This window comes from Paenibacillus sp. LS-5 (assembly GCF_056121505.1).
On record NZ_JBWAVA010000007.1, the window covers coordinates 146992 to 167484 of the forward strand.

Sequence of the window (20493 nt, forward strand, 5' to 3'; positions counted from 1 at the left end):
AATCACCTCTCTATCAGCGGCAGTCTCAGAGTAATCGTTGTTCCTGTATCTAGCTTCGAATCAAGCACGGCTTCGAACTGTTCACCGTAATACAGGCGGCAGCGGGAGAGCACATTGCGTAGTCCGATGCTGTCCCCTTTATGATTTAAGATTCCCACACTATCCCTCAGCTCCGTATCGGCAAGAATACTGGCGATCAGTTCCGGTGTCATTCCTGAACCGTTATCCTGTATCTGCAAGTGCAGGCGCTCTCCACACACCCTGGAGGTGATCGCCACCTCGGCGATCCCCCCCTTTTCCAGGCTGTACTTCACGGCATTCTCCACCAGCGGCTGCAGAATAAACTTGGCGATCAAGAGCTGATCTGCGGCGGAATCCTGCCGGATCGCCACCATCAGATGATCCTCATGCCGCAGCTTTAGGAGGAACAGATAGTCACGGATATAGCCAAGTTCCTCGCTGACTTGCACCAGATCCGTATCGAGACTCAGCGAATAACGCATCATTTTACCCAGCGCTTCGGTGGCATCCATAACCAGATCCTCTCGTTTCATCGCCGCCAGACCGCTAATAATCTCCAGTGTATTGTTGTAAAAATGTGGATTGATCTGCAGCAGGAGCGCTTTGTATTCGGCATTTTTCCGGCGTAGATTGGTCTCGAATTCCGTCTCGATCAGATACTTCAGCTGATGAGTCATCTGCTCAAATACACCGGCCACATAGTCCACTTCGCTCTGCCGCGATCTAACCTTTGGCATATCCTTCATCGCCAGCTCGAACTGCCCGTTTTTGACATGCCGCATGGCCCGGGCCATGGCACTTAGTGGCTTCGTTATGTCGGTGGAGAGCCACAGCGCGACAATAATCACAAGAATCAGTAGAACAAAGCTGGCAAGGAGCAGTGTTTCTTTGAGCTTTGTGATGGTGGCATACAGCTCCGCCTCCGGCACCTCGCCAACGATCAGCCAGTTCTGTGCAGGCAGCCTGCGGTAAAAGAACAGATAGTCGGTCCCCCCTTGGCGAAGCGGAAAAATGCCGCTGGTCTGACCTCCACTATGTTTCTGCAAAGCAGCAAGTCCGCCGCTAAGCACCTGCTCAGCTCCTGTCAGATCCTGATTGAGTACACTGAGGCCTTCAGCCGTCAGTAAAAAGGCTTTACCGCTTTTGCCGAAACTGATTTTATCCATATCCTGGCGCAGCAGTTCCGTAGGATAATTGATTTTGATCACTCCGACATCCTTAAGGGACTGGAGCTGCACCAAAGGGAGCACAAGGCTATTGATCTCGCGCGAACGCATGCTATCGTCGGCCTGATCCCTGTCCTGGTGAGCCTGTGTCCAGCGCATGTCCTGCTCCTTAAACTGACTGTACCAGCGGCTCTGCAAATAGCTCAGGTCCTGTGTCCATAACCCGCCCTCTCCCTTCGCAAAGGTGGAAATGGAAATCACATTCGAATTATTGATCGCATAGGAGGATAATAGCCCACGCAGCTTTTGCTTAGCCAGATACTGTTCACCCATAGTGCTCTCATCGTTCAGGTCGGCGGTTATCCAATCCTGTGTGATGTCGCTGCTCAGCACCTGGTTGCCCATATCCTCAATTTGCGTCAGCAGCGTACTGACATGGGAGGCAAATTGGTCTATGGTTTGCAGAGTGGAAGTCTGGGTAGATTTTCGGATCTGCTCCGCCGATTCCTTGCTGAGGATAAAGACAACCGCCGTAATCGGAAGGATCAGCAGGATCGAAAAAGCCAACATCAATCTGCTGCGTAACGAGTAGAACATGGCAACCGCGCTCCTTGCTATCATTATGGTCCAAAAATTCAAAATAACCCCACAACGTGGAGCTAAATCTTGAAGCTTCTTTAAGCTGAAAGAAGAAACAGCTTTACCGCCCTTTTTATAAAGGGCGGCTGCCGTTTCTACAGTATTTGGTAATTTTATTATTTTTGCGGCAGATCTGCATACGCCTTGTCAATCTTTTTAATGGCGTCAGCAACGGCTGCATCCACGTTGCGTCCGGCGATGGTCACTTCCTCAATCATCTTGTTTACCGCTTCGGACATTTGCGGGAAGATCGGTGTAATCGGACGCGGTCTGCCGAATTTCTGATTCTGTACGACAAAGATATTCTTCGGATATTGACCTAGCTCAGGGAACTCCTTGGCTACTGAATAGCGGGCCGGAATATCTTTTGTGATAGAGCAATAGGTCTTAGCCCCGTCAGTACCAGTCACCCAGTTTACAAACTGCCAGGCAGCTTCGGCATTTTTACTCTTCGAGGAAATGGCCAGCGACCAGCTCCCGTTCGCGACAGCCTGCTGGGTTTCCTTCGGAAGTGGCGCGATATCATAATCTTCGCCTAATTTGAAATTAGGGAACTTGTCGGCATAATTGCCCAGTGACCAGGAGCCGTCAACCGTCATCGCCAGCTGGTTGTTCGGAAACGGATCTGGCGGATATTCCAGGGACGACACTTTATCTTTATTATACAGGTCGGAGAAGAATTGCAACGCCTTTTTGGTCTCTGGCTTATCCAGGTAGCCTTTGGAGGTTGTTCCATCCGGACTCATGATCTCGCCGCCAAACTGCCAAATAATCGGATATTTAAAGTATGCTGTTGCTCCTGCATTACCGAAGCCTTGCGCCGGATCAATGCCGTACACACCTTTGGCCGGGTCGTTAAGCTTTTTAGCTGCATCCAGCACCTGATCCCAAGTCCAAGGCTCTTCCGGGTTCTTGGAGGGAAGAGGAATTCCCTTCGCTTCAAACATTTTTTTGTTATAGAAAAGAGCAATAGAGGATTCGGTGAGCGGAGCCATGTAAATTTCTTTATTATAGGTGTACGTGGCAATGGTCGATTCCGGAATATCCTCCAGGTTACCGTCCTTCTTGAAATAGGCGGTCAGCGGCTGTAAGGCACCCGCCTGGGCGTAAGAAGCCATATTCGGGCCGTCGATGGCCATAATATCAGGCGGATTGCCCGAAGCAATGGATGTTCTCAGCTTGGTGTCGTAATCGGCATACGGAATCGGACTCATCTCAACCTTGATATTTGGATGCGCTTCATTAAACGAGGCCACCAGCTTGTCATAGGCTGAATTTTCGGAATCATTCCCCGAGTTTCTCCAGAATGTGAGAGACACCTTCTCTTCTTTGGGTGTTGATGAAGCTCCCGCCTCCGGCTGCGCGTTATCCCCTTTGCTTCCACATCCGGCGAGCAGCCCGCATGCCAACATCACGCTTAGTACCACTTTACTCTTACTGTTCAATAATGCCCTCCCCTTTCATCTGCTGTCTGCGCTTACAACTGAATATTATCAAACATGCCCGATGATAAAATTCATTATCCTCTGCACTAAACTTTCAATATGTTCGGTATTTCTATTTAAAGCAATTATAATTTACTAGCATCACCCATTTGATATCCGATGTGTCTCCGTGCACGTGCAGCGGGAACAAATCCCGGACATTCCCACATACCGTCAACATTTCCGATAATCCCGCGCTTAACCTATTCACAGCAATGCCCCCTGCTCCCGGTGATGATTCCGGTGGCAGGGGGCATTGTAATTGCTCTATATTCTGAGCCATAGAACTCCTGTCATTTCTTCAAATGATAAGGCACGGTAGTAATAATTACATCCCGCCGGTACAGCAGATGCGCCCGGAGCAACAAGCTGGACTGGTTATGCAGGATATTGTGCCAGCCTTTCTTCGGAATGAACTGGGGCACGATTACGGTCACCTGATATTTCGATTCGCTCGCCTTGCGCTGGACTGTATCTATGAACTTGGTCAGCGGATGAATGATACTGCGGTATGGCGAATATAGCGTCACCAAGCGGATTTCAGGATGGAATTTTTTCCACTTTTCTTCGAATATCGCATCATCTTCCCGTTCGAACGGCACATGTACCGCAATAATCTGTTCGGCACCAAGCGATTGGGCATACCGGAGCGAATTCTCCACTACATGGGTGATTCCTGCAACCGGCAGGATGATGATATTCCCTTCAATCGCCAGCGGCTCTGCCTCACAGGTAGAGATCCGGAGCTGGTCCGCTACAGCCTCATAATGCTTGTGAATCCGGTAGAACAGCAGAATAATCAGCGGTAAAAAGACCAGAACAGGCCAGACCTGCGTAAATTTGGTCAGGAAGAACATCATTGTAACGATGAAGCTGATCAGTGCACCGGTTGTGTTAATAATGAACTTGGTCATCCAGCCCGGAGGCTTCTGTCTGATCCATTTGACCATCATTCCGCTCTGGGAAAGGGTGAACGGAATGAACACACCCACCGCATACAGCGGAATCAGATGCTCGGTCTGGCCTTCAAAAGCAATGATCAGCAGGATCGACAGCAGTCCCAATATAAGAATACCGTTAGAATAACCCAATCGGTCTCCGCGAACCGTGAACATGCGGGGAATGAACTTATCCTTGGCCAAATTCACTGCGAGCAGCGGAAAGGCGGAATATCCGGTATTGGCCGCCAGAACCAGAATCAGAGCAGTCGTCCCCTGGACAAAGTAGTACATAAAGTTCCGGCCAAAAACCTGTTCAGCAATAATCGAGACTACCGTCGCATCCTCTTGCGGAGTAATTCCGTAGTAATACGCCAAGAATACGATCCCTGTAAATAACACCCCGAGCAGTGTACCCATAGCGGCCAGAGTTTTGGCCGCATTATTTGGTGCAGGCGCCTTGAAGTTAGGAATGGCATTAGAAATGGCCTCCACCCCGGTAAGTGCCGAGCTCCCTGAAGAAAAAGCCTTCAGCAGCAAGAAGAGACTAATCCCGGCAATTGGCGTACCCAGAGGCGTATGCAGATTGGCAGGTACGCTTCCGGTTGCAATATGGAATACGCCCAGACCGATCAGGATAAATAAGGCAAGCACGAATAAATATACCGGATAGGCCAGGAAGGACGCCGATTCGGTAACCCCGCGCAGATTCAGCGTGGTAATCAGCAGTACAAAAACAATGGCAATCACTACATTGTACGGATGAAGGCTGGGGAACGCCGACGTAATCGCATCCGTTCCCGCCGACACGCTTACAGCTACCGTCAATATATAGTCCACAAGGAGCGAGCCGCCGGCCACAAGTCCCGGATACTTCCCGAGATTTTCTTTGGACACTACATAAGCTCCTCCGCCATGGGGATACGCAAATATAATCTGCCTGTAAGATAAAATGAGAGCCAGCAGCAATACGAGAACCCCTGCCGCGATCGGAATGGAATACCAGAATGCCGCAGCACTTAGGGTAACCAGCACCAGCAAAATTTGTTCAGGACCATAGGCAACCGAGGATAAAGCATCTGATGAAAGAATCGCCAGCGCTTTGGTTTTGTTCAGCTTCTGTTCGCCGAGCTGTTCCGATTTCAGCGGCCGCCCAATTAGAAATCTTTTTACCGAAGACATCATCAGCCTCACCCGTCACTTTTTTAAAGTTATATTACCCTTGAACATAAATAATAATCTCAGTTCCTTATTATACACTTTGGTGTCAATGATAAATAAGCCGCTTCAGCAAGTAATATTAACTGAAGCGGCTCATGTATAAGATTATCTTCTATTAAGACTTCCGTATTCCATTACGCTCTAAGTTAGCGCTATTTCTTGGTAGGAACAAGCGAGCGGTACATCAGGAACAAGAAATACGGTGCTCCAATCAGCATAATAATCAGCCCGGACGGAATTTCTGTAGGCGCTATTATCGTTCTCCCAACCGTATCAGCAATGACAAGCAACAGTCCGCCTAGCAGTCCTGACAAAATAATGGAGCGTCTCGTGTGATGCCCGATCATCATCCGGACCGCATGCGGCGCCATGAGTCCCAGAAAACCGATCGTCCCAACACTTGCAACAGCTCCTGCAGCAAGCAAAACACCGATAATCATCGCCCACAACCTCGTTCCGCGAACCGGCAGGCCAAAGCCCGTTGAACTCTCATCACCAAATGCCAGCAGATCAAATTTCCGTCCCAAATAATAAGCAATCGGCACAAGAATAAGCAAAAATGCAAACAGACTATAGAATTGCTCCCAGCTCCGGCCATAGGTTGAACCCGTCAGCCAAATAAACGCTGTACTGTTCCAAAGACTGGCTTTGACAATCATGGCCTGAATGCCTGCCGAGCCGACGGCTGAGATTGCGATTCCAAGCAGGATCAGGACAGAAGGATTCAAGGATTTGTGCCATGCGAGCATAAATACAAGAGCTGCCGCGATAACCCCACCCGCTATGGCGGCAATCGGAAGGGCAAATATCGGGAGCCCCGGCCACACCACCAGCACGGTTAGCGCACCGAACCCGGCACCAGAGGTTACACCGATAATGGATGCATCGGCAAGCGGATTACGCACAGCACTTTGGATCAACACACCGCTGATGGCAAGTAGAATACCGCCGCAAGCGGCCACAAGTGTGCGGGGAAGCCGTAAATGGAGCAGGACGGAATACGATTGATCACTCCCGCCAACCAGACTTTCCAGCAACCCGGAAACTGGGATTCTAGTTCCCCCAAGCGACAAGCTCACAAGGATGGTTACGATGAGCAGCAAGGTCATGAATATGGCAGTCGGGGCAAAACGCATACGCAGTGCGGCCCCTCCTATATTCATTGATGACTGCCCGGCGGCTGGGCCGGATATATTTTTCATCTTGGTGAGCACCAGCCAAATGAGCCACGGCGCGCCAATTATCGCCATCACCGCACCGACAGGCATTTCTCCCAGATTGCTCCGCACCATACGGGCCAGCGTGTCTGCTGTTGTAATGAGCAGGGCTCCCCAGAGTGCGCTAGCAGGAATAAGCAGACGATGCTTGCGGATCCCGCTAAGCCGGACCAAATGGGGAGCGACCAATCCGACGAAGCCAATGGGTCCTACCACGCTGACCACAATCGCGGCCATGAGCACTGATATGCCCAGCCCCACCGCACGGGTTAAGCCTACACGCTGCCCGAGTGAACGGGCGGTAGACTCATCCAGCTCAAGGGCATCGAACTGCCTTGCTGCGAGCACCGAAATGCCGAGCAGCGCAATAACAAATGGCCAGGCATACCGAACCCCGTCCCAGTCCAGCTGAACCAAAGAGCCTGAACCCCACAAAAACAGATTTTGCGTTTTTGTTTGGAAGAAAATATGAAGGGCCGATGTGAACGCTCCGAGCACCATGGATACAATCATGCCTGACAAGGCTAGGCGTACAGGTGTGGCCTTACGGCCGCCACTCAAGACGTAGGCAGCGAGTGCCGCCAGTAATCCTCCTGCTGCCGCAAGCAGTAACGGATATTGTTGCTGCAAAGCTGGAAAAGTAACCAGCCCCAGAACAACCATAAAATAAGCTCCGGCATTGATCCCTAGGGTATCTGAGGAGGCGAGCGGGTTTTTCGTTATGGTCTGAAGCACAGCACCAGCCGCTGCAAGCGCGGCCCCGGCCAGAATGCCAATGACTGTACGCGGCATCCGGATATCCCAGAGCAGATTGTGCTCCATCCGATCCTGGCGGTGCAACAGGCCATTCCATACGGTTGCTGCCGGAAGCTTGGCCTCCCCAAAGCAGAGGCTGAGTATAAATACAACGAAGAGGGCGGCAATGCCGCCCCCAAATATCCCAATCAGCCGCCAGGTCATCCCGGTCGAGGTTCTTTTGCCCGTTGTGTTATTCATCAGGGTGCTCATTTCGTTAATGTATTTACTACTTCATCCACGAGCACTTTGGAGGAGACAGGACCGCCGAATACCCAAGTTGTGCTGGCCAATCCGAAGGTGCGTTTTTCTTTTACAAAATCCAGGCCATTCCAGACTGAATTGTCCTTCAGTTCATTCGAGAAGATATCATCATCCTTCTGGACGATATAGAGCAGATTCGTGTCTTTGACCGCAGGCAAAGCTTCAACGGTAGATGTGCTGAATCCGTAAGCCTCGAATTTATCAGATTTCCAATCGTTCTTCAGGCCAATCCGGTCCAATGTTTGTACTGCTAGGGAGTTGTCTGTAAAAAGACGCATCGTCGCTGCATTCTGATAGCTGTATGCCTGGGTCAGCACATAGTTCAGGCCTTCCTTGCCTGCTGCAGCCAGCTTGGTCTTGGCTTCCGAATAATGTGCATCCAAATCAGCAAGCACCTTCTCACCTTCTGCTGTTTTACCGAGAGCTGCTGCGATGTTTTTGAAGATATCTTCCATCTGCGTATATTGATCGCCCTGCCCTTCAGGCGGATACAGACTAAAAATGAGAGTTGGCGCAATTCCCTTCAATTGTTCATAGATGGCATCGTGGCTATCCGTATTGGCGATAATCAGGTCCGGCTTCAAGGATGCAATCGTCTCCAGATTCGGCTCGGATCGGGTACCTACATCCGTCACACCCGCATCGAGCGGTGCTTCTGAGGTTACATACAATTTATAGTTTTCATTATCTGCATTGCCCGCTGGCTGGACACCGAGCGCAATAACATCTTCCGTGAATGTCCATTCCAGTACTACAACCTTTTGTGCAGGTTTGTCCAGCGTAATCTCGCCTTTGGCATCCTTCACAACAATAGGGCCAGTAACAGCTTCACTTGAAGCATCTGCCGCGGGTGCATCGGTAGCAGCAGCATTTGTTGCGGCAACATTGTTTGCCGTTCCTCCATTTGTTGCTGAGTTATTTGCGTTGTTAGATCCACAGCCTGCTGCAATCAGTACGACAACCATAAGCAGAATTAAGCTCAATAACCTTTTGTTCACTTTGCAAATCCCCCTGTATGTATAATCTACTTCCTTGATAATCGTTATCGCTTGGTTGATAATGATTATCATTTTTAATCATATTAGCTATATTATATGGGATTTCTTTGAAAGTCAAAGTTAAAATTTAATATGAAATAAAAAAACACTTTGTCCCTATCCGCATATGGACCCTCTAGCTGCTAGAGCAGTACAGTTAATCTGTACAGAAAAGAGCAGGAATCAGGCATAGAGGTTGCTTCCATAGACATTAGCCCGGAGAGTCTGGCCGCCTCTTCGCGGCGCAATCAGCAGATCCACTCCAAACAACCATACCGGTGAAACTTTTTTGTGAAAATGTTTATTTCCAGGGGGACTTGTGTAAAAATTTATATAAATTTTTACACAAAATGGAGGCGTATATATAAGTGGCTACAGAATTAACGTTGCCTTAGAATTTCAAAGTTCATCAACAATAACGTACCTAAGATACAACCAAACCTATAGGGGAGGGACCTAGATGAGCCCCAATAAACAAGCTAATAACTCTGATGAATATACTACAATCATCCATATGGAATGTCTTCATCATGTTCCTCACAGCAATTGGGCGTATCTTTATGATAAAGATACCTTTCACTTACGCGTAAGAACTAAGAAGCAGGACGTGGATCATGTCTTTGCTCTGACAGGGGATAAATATGACTGGGAAACCTATCATCACGAACACGAAATGCAAAAGGTGGCGACCGACCGTTTCTTCGATTATTGGCAGACGGCTGTACGGCCGGAGCACCGCCGTTTCTCTTACGCCTTTCGCTTTCATTCTGGAGAAGATACCGTATGGATGACCGAAAAAGGAATTTTCACAGAAGAACCTGAAGCTCCAAACGGCTTTTATGACCGGCCCTATATTCATAAGATCGACTTATTTGAAGCACCGGAATGGGCAAAGTCGGCGGTATTTTATCAGATCATGCCTGACCGTTTTGCGAACGGTGATTCCGGCAATGACCCGGAAGACCTATCACCTTGGGGAGATACACCCACTGTAGAGAGCTTTTTTGGCGGTGATCTTCAAGGTATTATAGAGCGTCTGGATTATTTGGAGGATCTGGGGATTAACGCAATTTATCTGACCCCAATCTTTGAAGCTCCAACCTACCATAAATATGATACAACGGACTATAAAAAAGTTGACCCGCATTTTGGCGATTTGAAGCTCCTGCAGGAACTGGTGAAGGAAGCCCATGCGAGGGGAATACGCATTGTACTGGATGCGGTCTTTAACCATATCAGCGCCAATTCTCCGCAATTCAAAGATGTGATTGAGCATGGAGAAAGCTCCAGATATGTGAATTGGTTTCATATCAACGAGTTTCCGGTCCAGGTCAAAGAAGGAAAACCTAATTACGATGCCTTTGGTTTCTTTGCACAAATGCCTAAACTGAATACGGCCAATCCGGAAACCCGCGAGTATCTGCTGGATATTGCTGAATATTGGCTCAAGGAAGCAGGTATTGACGGCTGGCGACTCGATGTGGCTAATGAAATTGATCATGCCTTCTGGAAGGAGTTCCGCAGCCGGATCAAAGCCATCAACCCGGAAGCTTATATAATTGGTGAGATCTGGAATGAATCTATGCGCTGGCTGGAAGGTGATCAATTTGATTCCGTAATGAACTATCCGTTATCGGAACGGTTAATTGAATTTTTGCAGACTGCGGAGATGGATGCCAGTACCTTCGCAGCACATATCGGCGGTCTCCTGATGCGGTATCCGCAGCAAGCTAATGAGGTCCTGTTCAACCTGATGGCAAGCCATGATACCCCGCGTGTACTCACCCAGCTTGGTGGCGATACACGAAAGCTGAAGCTGGCTATCGCCTTCCTGCTTACCTTTACGGGAACTCCTTGCATTTTTTATGGCGATGAAATCGGATTGGAAGGCGGAGATGATCCGGATTGCCGGAAATGTATGATCTGGGAGGAAGATAAACAGGATCTGGATCTTCATCAAAGCTATAAGCAACTGATTGAACTGCGCAAAAAATATCCTGTTCTTCAGACCGGGCAGTTTCGCTTTCTAAAGAGCACTGAGCACGAACGCTCCCTGATCTATGAACGTTATGATGAGCATAGCCACTTTACCATTTGGATGAATCCTTCAGATGAGCTGGTAACGCTGTCCCAGGTGCTTGAGGGCAATTGGAAAAATGCATTCACCGGAGAAGCAGCCGTAGTGGAAGAAGGTCAGATAAAGATTCATCTGAATCCGTATCAATATACAATTCTGGTTAGAGCATAAATGATATTCGTAAGGAAGCTGCCTTGACTCGTCTTGAGAGTTATCTCAGCTTCTTTTTTTACACAAAAAGTCCTGATGATCAAGTAGTTTGATCATCAGGACTCACAGGAATTATTTATTTGTTAAACCCCGCTGCCGCATCCCCTCAAACAGCAGGATCGTCGCGGCCATCGCCGCATTGAGCGATTCGGCCCGGCCGGCCATCGGTATGATGATGCTTTTGTCAACGAGGGCTGCCGTCTGTGGGGAGATGCCCTGACCTTCGCTGCCGATCAGCAGCCACTGACTTCCGTGAAAATCATGGGTGTAGCAGGAATCCGTTCCCGTCAGCGAGGTGCTGACCAGCAGCGACCCGCGGTCACGGGCCTGCGGCAGAATGGCGCTTAGGTCCCCCTCCACAACCGGGAGATGGAACATTGAGCCCATGGTGGAACGGATGGTCTTCGGATTGTACAGATCGGCACACCCTTTGCCGAGGATCACGCCGTCGGCACCTGCGGCATCGGTACTGCGGATGATCGTCCCCACGTTGCCGGGGTCCTGAACCCCGTCCAGCACCATAACCCAGCTGTCCTGCTTCGCGAGGATGATATCTAGTCCCTGCTGTTCTTTCCGCACAATGGCAAACACCGGCTGCGGTGTCCCGGTGCTGCTGCACTTGGCGATAACCGCTGCCGATACGCCAATCACCTCCATACCCTGCACCGACTGGAGCAAGGGCTTCAGCTCGGCAGGCATGCCTTTATCCAGGTCAAAGGCCAGGCATTCCACATCAGCTTCAGCAAGCAGCGCCTCCTGCACCAAATGGATGCCTTCTACAATAAATTTACCGGCTCTGTCACGGTGCTTCTTCTCCTGAAGACCAGCCCATTCCTTCACCCGTGTATTTTGGGGGGACATAATTTCCATGGGGTCCTACCTTTCTATTCCTTGTTGCGACTATTGATATGCCATTTCCATTTTCGTCAGATTGTCCTTCCGGCCAACGATAACAAGTACGTCACCTTCGACCAGCCGATCCTCAGCTCTGGGGGAAATGTTCATCTCCTCGCCCCTTCGGATGGCCATAACGTTGCAGCCGTATTTGGCCCGGATGTTCAGCTCTTGCAGGTTCTTGCCGAGCATCGGTCCGGAGACCTTCATGTCGAGAATACTGTAATCGGGTGACAGCTCGATGTAGTCAAGAATATTGGGGGAAGCCAAATGATGCGCTACCCTCATGCCCATATCGCGTTCAGGATAGATCACTTTATCTGCGCCAATCTTGCTGAGCACTTTGCCGTGCAGCTCACTTTTGGCCTTGACCAGAATCGCCGGAACGCCAAGGTCCTTCAGGATTAACGTCGTCAGAATACTAGCCTGAATATTTTCTCCAATCGCCACTACCACCACATCGAAATTGCGGATGCCCAGTGCGCGCAGTGCCTCTTCATCTGTGGAATCCGCAGATACCGCATGAGTTACAATGCTGGAGATTTCTTGTGTGCGCTGCTCGTCGGCATCGATCGCCAGCACATCGAATCCCATGCCGCTGAGCGCCTTGGCGACACTTGAGCCGAAACGTCCCATGCCGATTACGGCATATTGTTTTTTTGCAGCCATTTCTGTACCTCCCGTAGCAATTTGCATCTCACACAGTATAGCATAAGGAGCCCCAAACTTGAATTTTCACCGCACATTCAGGGCATCTTATAACGAGGCCGTACAAGCTGAACTTTGGAATACCCACAAAACTTAAGGAGGCTCTCTATGCCGGTTACCATTGATTTGCGACAGGCGATTATCCATAAAGTGCACGGACAGTCTGAAGCCGACCTTCGGCAGATGATTGAAGGCTCTGTGGACGGGCCGGAAACGGCGTTACCCGGACTGGGTGCTGTATTCGAAATGATGTGGAAAGACCTGGACCATGCCAAACAGGATGCTCTAGTCTCGATGCTGCACAATCATTTGGAGAAGATCACCCCAGGATCCATCACCTCCTAGCAGGAATGCTAGTTCAACAAAAAACCTCCGCGTTCCACATTGCAGCTGCACATGTGGAGGCGGAGGTTTTTTGACAAAGAGCATCTCTTTGGTGCTATGTGTAGCCCCATAGTTGCCTCGTCGTTATTCCAGATCAGCGCTACTCGGTCTTAACTTGCTGCACAGGTCGATCAATCAAGGAGCCGTCTCCAGGAACTTCGCGGTCGGGTTCTTCTCCATGGCTGTACGCATCGCGTATTCGTTCTCGAAGAGCACAACATAGTTGCCTTTTTTGTCGGTGACCAGCGTGGAGTTGATGCGGAACTTGCTTGCATCCGGCTTATTCTCATCTACAATCCAGCGCGCGAACTGATAGCTCATCCGCTGCAGCTGAACGTCTACGCCATACTCGCCTTTCATGCGGTATTCGAACACCTCGAATTGCAGCTGCCCGACAACTCCCAGCAGAATATCGTCAAAGTTGACCGTGCGGAACACCTGGATCATGCCCTCCTCGGTCAGCTGGTCGATTCCCTTCTGGAACTGTTTCGATTTCAGTGCGTTCTTGATGCTTACTTTAGAGAAAATCTCCGGCGAGAACGTCGGCAGCTCGTCAAATTCAATATCTCCGGCCTGGCTAAGCGTATCTCCAATGCGGAAGATTCCGGGATCGAACAGCCCGATAATATCCCCCGGAAAAGCCTCCTCGACAATATCGCGGTCCTGCGCCAGGAACTGCTGCGGCTGGGACAGCTTAATGTCCTTGCCCGCACGAACATGCTTGACACTCATCCCGCGCTCGAACTTGCCGGATACGATCCGCAGGAAGGCGATCCGGTCACGGTGGGCCGGGTTCATGTTCGCCTGGATTTTGAAGACATAGCCGGTGAATTTCTCGTTCGTCGGCTCTATGGAACCCACAGTACTGCGGCGCGGCTCCGGTTTCGGTGCCAGCTCCAGGAAGTTGTCCAGGAAGGTCTGCACGCCGAAATTATTAATCGCACTGCCGAAGAATACCGGTGTTAGCTCACCGCGTAGTACTTTTTCATAATCAAAAGGATCCCCCGCCACATCAAGCAGCTCCAAATCCTGGCACAGCTGGTCATGCAGGTAATCACCGGCCATCTCGCGGATGATCGGATCCTGGTAGCTATCCACCTTTTGCACTTTGATTACAGAATGATCGTCGCCCTGAAACAGCTCCACCTGATTCTTCATCCGGTCATATACGCCGCAGAGCTCACGCCCTCCGCCAATCGGCCAGTTCATCGGTACGGAGCGGATGCCCAGCACATTCTCCAGCTCTTCCATCAGCTCGAACGGACTTTGGCCTTCACGGTCCAGCTTGTTGATGAACGTAAAGATCGGAATGCCCCGTTTGGCGCAGACCTGGAACAGCTTGATTGTCTGTGCTTCCACACCCTTAGCTACGTCAATCAACATGACTGCACTATCCGCAGCCGTCAAGGTACGGTAGGTGTCCTCACTGAAATCCTGGTGACCCGGGGTATCCAGAATATTCACCCGGTGGTCCAGATAGTCGAATTGCATCACGGACGAGGTTACAGAGATCCCGCGCTGCTTCTCAATTTCCATCCAGTCACTGGTCGCATGTTTGCTTGCTTTACGGGCCTTAACCGAACCCGCCAATCGGATCGCGCCGCCGAACAGCAGCAGCTTCTCCGTTAATGTTGTTTTCCCCGCATCCGGGTGGGAAATGATCGCAAATGTTCTGCGTTTGTCCACTTCCTTTTGCAGCTTCTGATCCGGTGCCATATGGTTTGCACTTATCCCTTCATATATAAATTCATGCTTCTGCTTCAATTACCGGGTACCCATCAAATCGGTGCTCTGCTCATTTGTACAAACCCCTTTGTTGGTGAATTTGCCGTTGCCACAGTACCGTTACCGTTACATTTCCGCTTCTGGTGAAAGCATCCTTTTCAGTATAACAAAATCCGGTGAAGATTATCTACATAAAAGCGGCGGATGGCAAAGATGTTGGTAAATTATCTGGGGAATAGTTAACCTGCATGAAGTGGAGACAACGCAAAAGAATCGCCCTACAGCCATCAAAGGCGACTGCAAGGGCGATTCTCTTCACACCACATATCAATTACGCGATGAACTAGCTGTTAGCCTGCCACACCACGTTGTCTTCATCCTGTCCGTTAACCGGCCACCAGTGGAAGCCTTCACGGGCCAGCAGCTGATCGGCTTCGACCGGACCCCAGGAGCCTGCCGGATAGGACGCCAGATCACCTGTGCCTTCCTTCCAAGCCTTTGCAATGCGGTCCACGAAGGACCAAGCCGACGAGACTTCATCCCAGCGGGTGAAGTAGGTTGAATCGCCGCGAGCGGCATCATGCAGCAGACGCTCGTAAGCCTCAGGTGAGTTGATCCCAACCATGCAGCTCTGGCAGAAGTCCATAGCGAGCGGCTGAATCTCCGATTCCGAGCCCGGCTTCTTGGCATTGATCTTCACGTAGATGCCTTCCATCGGATTGACGCGGATGACGAGCAGGTTCGGCTCGAGTTTATGCTTTTGACCCAAATACACGTTGGTCGGCATACCCTTGAACTCCACCACTACTTCCGTTGTTTTCACAGGCAGGCGTTTGCCCGTACGGATATAGAACGGTACCCCTGCCCAGCGGAAATTGTCTACAAAAATGCGGGCCGCAAAATAAGTCTCCGTGTTCGACTCCGGATCTACCTTATCTTCCTGGCGATAAGCCGGAAGGGTCTTGCCTTTGTAGAGTCCTTGCGTATACTGTCCACGCACCACATTCTCATGAACTTCCTCTGAGGAAGCGTAAGGCCGCAGCGAGCGCAGTACTTTAACCTTCTCATCACGGATATCTTCAGCCAAGAGACGGCTTGGCGGTTCCATTGCAATCATCGTCAGCAACTGCAGAATATGATTCTGGCCCATATCACGCAGCGCACCGGCATGATCATAGTATCCGCCGCGTTCTTCTACCCCAACGGTTTCACCAAGCGTAATCTGAATATTGGCAATGTGCTTGTTGTTCCAGAGCGGCTCGAAGAAGGCATTGGCAAAACGGATCACTTCAATGTTCTGCACCATTTCCTTGCCCAGGTAATGATCGATACGGTAGATCTCTTCTTCCTTGAACACCTGGCGGATCTGCTCGTTCAGCTGTTCTGCGGATTCCAGATTGTAGCCGAACGGCTTCTCGATCACGAGACGGTTCCAGCCCCGTGTCTGCAGCATGCCGCCAGCCTTAAGGTTGAACGAGACACTGCCGAACAGCTCGGGAGCGAGGGCGAGATAGAACATACGGTTGCCTGGAATGTGGAACTTCTCTTCCAATGCTTCGGTCTGCGCATTCAGCTCACGGAAGCCGTCAATATTATTGATGTCCAAAGACTTGTATTCAAAATGCTGTACGAATTCATTCCATTCGGCTGCATCTCCAGCCTGGTAGCGGCAGAATTCATGAATGGATTCCTTCACATCTTCACGGAATTCCTCTTGGGTACGGGGACGCCGAGCCACGCCAATGACCGCGAAATCATGGGTCAGCTTGCCTTCACGGTACAAACTGTAAATCGCCGGGAAAAGCTTGCGGCGGGCTAGATCTCCGGTTGCCCCAAAGATAAAGAATACAGCACCGGGTGTATGCAGTGCATCAAGGGTTTGATTTTCAGCCATGGCTCCTCATCTCTCTGTATGTAATATAGTTGACAATCATTCTCAGCGCCGGATAGTTCATAGAATACATCGACGGCGTGATGTCATTTTATCATATCCGCCGGAAGTATGCTATCACATTCCTGACAGTTTTTCTCGGGATTTCGCAAATTTCCATTACTCTTTCTTATCTGTTTATGCACTACTGCTTATAGGATAGCACAGTCCAGCATTCACAAACCTATTATACCGTTATGCCAAAAGCTCCGCAAACACGGAGCCCACATGCGGAAGTTCTGGACGTCAGCCTTCCCGTATAACAAAAAGCCGCCACAGGATATAAGGTCCGGGCAACGGCTATTCAGGATATATTGTGTAGCATGGAGTATAGAAATCCCCTGCTCAGTATTCAATAGTAATTAAAGGCATTCCAAGCGTTACCCGGTTAGTATGATTGTTGCCGTTCTTATGGACGGCCAACTGCAGCGCAATCGAATGACTGCCGCTAGTGACCGTTCGCTTCAGGCCGGGAACACTGTAAGTACGGCTGTATGTAGTGACGTCTTCGTAGCTTTCTTCCGGATTCATTCCGGGGAGCTGTTCTTCGATGGATTGTTCTATTGAAAATAATGCGGCTTCCGGCCCGCTCTGATCCCTCGCGGTACCTTGCAGCGAGGCATTCCACTCGGCCGTTATGCCCACCTGGAGCAGCTTCTGCCCAGCCGCTTCCGCAGCGGCCGGGAGCTCCGGCGTATCCAGCAGATCCGCCGTCTCGAAGGTCACGATCACATAGCTGCGTCCGCCTCCCAGCTCACTCCAGAAGAGTGAGACATTCACTCCGGCCAACTCCGCAGCCGCGCGGGAGGTCATATGCCCGTCTTCGTCAGACCGGCTGACCACTCCAAGCCCAAGCTTCACTGCCAGGTTCTGCGCAGCTTCATCAGCAAGTACGCCGGATGTGTCGCTGCTATATTCGCCTTGCCACTTCAAGACAAACCGGAGCGGTGAATCCGGCAACGTAACTGCAGTGCCAAGGCTAGCCATACGCTCGATGGAATCCGCAAGACTGCCAGTACCCGAGTCTGCCGCAGTTTGAGATGAAACCCTGGTTGGGACGAAGGAAACGTCCTTTTGTGAAGGTGCATGTATAGCTGCTGAGGAAGTAGACTGATAGGATGACACAGTGTCTTCAGCCGAAGTTACGACCTCAGCCGAGATTGCATCTACGGTAGCGTCAGCACTGCGGAATCCAGCCATAAGACCTGCCGCCACACATAACCCGATCATCAGCAGTATCCCTTTGCCTGCACCTCTGCCTGTTCCTCTGTTCCTCATCATCAATCTCCCTCTCTATCCGGTCTAGTAATCTACTAAACAGGATATCCAGGAAAAGAGATTCTATACCTGCGGTTATTCCGCAAGTCCGTTCTTATAAGCATAAATGGCCGCTTGGGTACGGTCCTCCACACCCAGTTTGGCAAGAATATTCGTCACATGAAATTTCACAGTCTTAATCCCAATAATAAGCTGATCCGCGATATCCTGGTTGGATTTGCCCTGAGCCAGCAGCTTCAGCACTTCCATCTCGCGTTCCGTAAGTTCCTTATAGGCCGGGGCTTCTCCGCCTTTGGCATTGGACCGGAACCGGTTCATCATCTTGGAGGCAACCTGCGACTCCAGTACCGATTGGCCCCTTGCAGCAGCGCGGATGGCATCGGCCACTTCGCTGGCCCGGGAGGTTTTGAGCAGATAGCTGAATGCACCGGCTTCAATTACCGGATACATTTTCTCATCATCCAGATAGCTAGTAAGCACAATTACTTTACAATCCGGGTACAGCTTCAGAAGCTGTCTCGTTGTTTCAATCCCATCCATGCCATCCATAACCAGATCCATCAGGACCACATCCGGATTGTATTCCTGGGCCAGCCGTATGCCTTCTTCCCCACTTCCTGCCTCACCTACCACTTCGATCCCATCCTCGGTGCCAAGCACCGCAGCAAGTCCAATCCGGACCATTTCGTGATCGTCCACAAGCAGTACTTTGATCGCTTCCGCTTCCTCCATCTCCATGGTAGCCTTGCCTCCTATTCATTGACTAATGGTACGGTAATCTCTATCCGCATGCCTTTGCCCGGTGCGGTAATGAACTGGATCGAGCCTCCGGTCTCAATAATCCGCTCCTGCATGTTCGACAACCCGTAGGATGTCTGCTTGCTCTCATCCATCTCGAACCCGATCCCGTCGTCGCGCAGGGTCAGCCGGACGGTATCGCCCCGGCGGTGAAGCCGAATCTCCATCTTCTCCGCCTTGGCATGGCGCAAGGTATTGGATATAGCTTCTTGCACGATGCGGAACAAGTGATTCTCAATGCCCTTCATCAGCTGCACATCCGGATCCATCTCGAACACAATATTGATCGGAACCTTGATCTCCAGCTCCTTGATCAGCTCCTGCAGCCCCTGCCGCAGCCCTTTGCCCTCCAGATAGACCGGGCGCAAATGCAGCAGGAGTGCCCTCATCTCAGACTGGGCGACAGCAGACATTTCTTCTATCAGCGCAATTTGCCGCTGCGCTTTGTCAAAGTCCTTCTCCAGCGTCCGCCCTACTGCCGTTGCTGTCATGGAGATCGCGAACAGCTGCTGCGATACGGCATCATGCAGTTCCCGCGCCAGCCGCTGCCGTTCTTCCATAATCGCTGTGACGCGGGCCTGCTCGGCCAGCTTGGCGTTGTTCGTTGAGAGCCGCTGTAGCGTATTCACCTGATTCTCCCATTTGCCGCTGATCCGGCTAAGCTGCTCACTGAGCCGGCCCAGCTCATCATTACCCAGCTCCGGCATCGCCGGAGTGAGATTGCCTTTCTCCCAAGCTACGAGTGTAGCCCGCAGGAGCTCCAGCTTGCGCTTGGTCCGGAATCCCTGGTAGAAGCCGAAGACGATACCGAATACCACCGGCAGCAGAATCAGCGATACCGCTGTCCTCACACCGATTTCCCAATCCTCGAACGGCTGTAGATATCCATATGTATACATGATGTAGAGGATCACGAGCAGCATGACCAATGAGAAAAGAGCCCCCTCACCCATGCTGCGCGTAACCATATTGCTGCTTTTTTTGCCCATGCCGGGAAGCCCTCCTTCATGGTTCTGTGTCAGACTACTCAATCTGCCCGCACATCCAGGTCACCCATAATATAAGAAATATTAAACTTCACTTTCTGCTCACAGCTGTCGTAGTTAGCCGACTTCCAGTTCAACCGGTTCAACATGCCCGTATCGCGGTGGCTGCCGAATTCAATCGAACCAAACAGCACGAATGCCTCGATCTCCACCCCATAATTCTCGGACAGATGAATATCCGTATCCCCAAAAATCCCCTGGAACAGCATCACCGTCTCCCGGTCCTCCGCCATCGCCAGCGACAGATCAATATCAACCTCACCCAGCACATGCCAGGCACTTAGGCTGCGCATCACCCATGGTGACAGATCCCAGTCAAATCTGGAGGAGAAGCTTTGCTTCTGCATAAACCCGCCCCTGCGCTGCATCCGTCTGGATTTGACAAAAAACATCCCCAGGGAGATCAGGCAAATCCCCAGTACCAGCAGCAGGTGATCCAATAGCAGCAGTACTGCACCAACCCCGAGCAGCTTATAGCCCTGCTTGACGTTGCCCGACGTTGTCCGGTAGATTCCGAGCAGCAGGAACAGAAGCGCGACAATGGAAAAAAATCCGAGCCATCTGCCAAATATCATCAAGCAGCCGACGCCGATCAGTCCTATGGCAATCATACGGTTCCGTTTATCCATTTCGCACCTCCTATAAGTTTTGCGGAGCAATA

The 20493-nt window shown here is 50.8% G+C and carries 15 protein-coding genes; 2 read left to right on the top strand and 13 right to left on the bottom strand.

Translation table 11 applies throughout. From position 1 onward, the window contains the following. Nucleotides 1-2: 2 nt before the first annotated feature. The 5 genes from AC0MA3_RS13235 to AC0MA3_RS13255 all read right to left on the bottom strand — a co-directional run bounded on the left by AC0MA3_RS13235 (nucleotide 3) and on the right by AC0MA3_RS13255 (nucleotide 8743). Nucleotides 3-1784, bottom strand: a complete 1782-nt coding sequence (locus AC0MA3_RS13235; protein WP_474656548.1) for a cache domain-containing sensor histidine kinase — start codon at nucleotides 1782-1784, stop codon at nucleotides 3-5. Nucleotides 1785-1942: 158 nt separating this feature from the next. Continuing rightward, the gene (locus AC0MA3_RS13240; RefSeq protein WP_474656549.1) at nucleotides 1943-3271 is read right to left on the bottom strand and encodes an ABC transporter substrate-binding protein; all 1329 of its coding nucleotides are present in this window, start codon (nucleotides 3269-3271) and stop codon (nucleotides 1943-1945) included. Between the two features lie 332 nt (nucleotides 3272-3603). Beyond that, the gene (locus AC0MA3_RS13245; RefSeq protein ID WP_474656550.1) at nucleotides 3604-5433 is read right to left on the bottom strand and encodes an APC family permease; all 1830 of its coding nucleotides are present in this window, start codon (nucleotides 5431-5433) and stop codon (nucleotides 3604-3606) included. A 188-nt stretch (nucleotides 5434-5621) separates the two neighbouring features. Then, entirely contained in the window at nucleotides 5622-7682 is a 2061-nt protein-coding gene (locus tag AC0MA3_RS13250) for an iron ABC transporter permease (RefSeq protein WP_474656551.1), read from the bottom strand. A gap of 8 nt (nucleotides 7683-7690) precedes the next feature. Continuing rightward, the gene (locus AC0MA3_RS13255; protein WP_474656552.1) at nucleotides 7691-8743 is read right to left on the bottom strand and encodes an ABC transporter substrate-binding protein; all 1053 of its coding nucleotides are present in this window, start codon (nucleotides 8741-8743) and stop codon (nucleotides 7691-7693) included. Nucleotides 8744-9242: 499 nt separating this feature from the next. On the opposite strand from AC0MA3_RS13255, the gene AC0MA3_RS13260 reads away from it, so the two are divergent. Further along, complete coding sequence (locus AC0MA3_RS13260) at nucleotides 9243-11030, top strand: alpha-glycosidase (RefSeq protein WP_474656553.1); 1788 nt, start codon at nucleotides 9243-9245, stop codon at nucleotides 11028-11030. Nucleotides 11031-11141: 111 nt separating this feature from the next. Here the strand turns inward: AC0MA3_RS13260 and AC0MA3_RS13265 are convergent, their stop codons facing one another. Further along, nucleotides 11142-11939 carry a TrmH family RNA methyltransferase gene (locus AC0MA3_RS13265; RefSeq protein WP_474656554.1) on the bottom strand — a complete coding sequence of 266 codons (798 nt, stop codon included), beginning with the start codon at nucleotides 11937-11939 and terminating at the stop codon, nucleotides 11142-11144. Nucleotides 11940-11969: 30 nt separating this feature from the next. Further along, nucleotides 11970-12659 (bottom strand): potassium channel family protein, encoded by a 690-nt coding sequence (locus AC0MA3_RS13270; RefSeq protein ID WP_379158911.1) that lies wholly within the window; start codon nucleotides 12657-12659, stop codon nucleotides 11970-11972. Nucleotides 12660-12779: 120 nt separating this feature from the next. On the opposite strand from AC0MA3_RS13270, the gene AC0MA3_RS13275 reads away from it, so the two are divergent. Further along, nucleotides 12780-13016 (top strand): small acid-soluble spore protein SspI, encoded by a 237-nt coding sequence (locus tag AC0MA3_RS13275; RefSeq protein WP_379158908.1) that lies wholly within the window; start codon nucleotides 12780-12782, stop codon nucleotides 13014-13016. A 174-nt stretch (nucleotides 13017-13190) separates the two neighbouring features. Here the strand turns inward: AC0MA3_RS13275 and AC0MA3_RS13280 are convergent, their stop codons facing one another. From AC0MA3_RS13280 to liaF, 6 genes are all read right to left on the bottom strand, one after another. After that, the gene (locus tag AC0MA3_RS13280; RefSeq protein WP_474656555.1) at nucleotides 13191-14771 is read right to left on the bottom strand and encodes a peptide chain release factor 3; all 1581 of its coding nucleotides are present in this window, start codon (nucleotides 14769-14771) and stop codon (nucleotides 13191-13193) included. 352 nt (nucleotides 14772-15123) lie between these two features. Then, nucleotides 15124-16674 carry a glucose-6-phosphate dehydrogenase gene (gene zwf, locus AC0MA3_RS13285; protein WP_474656556.1) on the bottom strand — a complete coding sequence of 517 codons (1551 nt, stop codon included), beginning with the start codon at nucleotides 16672-16674 and terminating at the stop codon, nucleotides 15124-15126. Between the two features lie 381 nt (nucleotides 16675-17055). Continuing rightward, nucleotides 17056-17991, bottom strand: a complete 936-nt coding sequence (locus tag AC0MA3_RS13290) for a YwmB family TATA-box binding protein (protein ID WP_474656557.1) — start codon at nucleotides 17989-17991, stop codon at nucleotides 17056-17058. Nucleotides 17992-18063: 72 nt separating this feature from the next. Beyond that, nucleotides 18064-18720 (bottom strand): response regulator, encoded by a 657-nt coding sequence (locus tag AC0MA3_RS13295; RefSeq protein WP_379159859.1) that lies wholly within the window; start codon nucleotides 18718-18720, stop codon nucleotides 18064-18066. 20 nt (nucleotides 18721-18740) lie between these two features. Then, complete coding sequence (locus tag AC0MA3_RS13300; RefSeq protein ID WP_379158896.1) at nucleotides 18741-19775, bottom strand: sensor histidine kinase; 1035 nt, start codon at nucleotides 19773-19775, stop codon at nucleotides 18741-18743. A 38-nt stretch (nucleotides 19776-19813) separates the two neighbouring features. Further along, the gene (liaF, locus tag AC0MA3_RS13305) at nucleotides 19814-20461 is read right to left on the bottom strand and encodes a cell wall-active antibiotics response protein LiaF (protein WP_379158893.1); all 648 of its coding nucleotides are present in this window, start codon (nucleotides 20459-20461) and stop codon (nucleotides 19814-19816) included. Nucleotides 20462-20493: the final 32 nt, after the last annotated feature.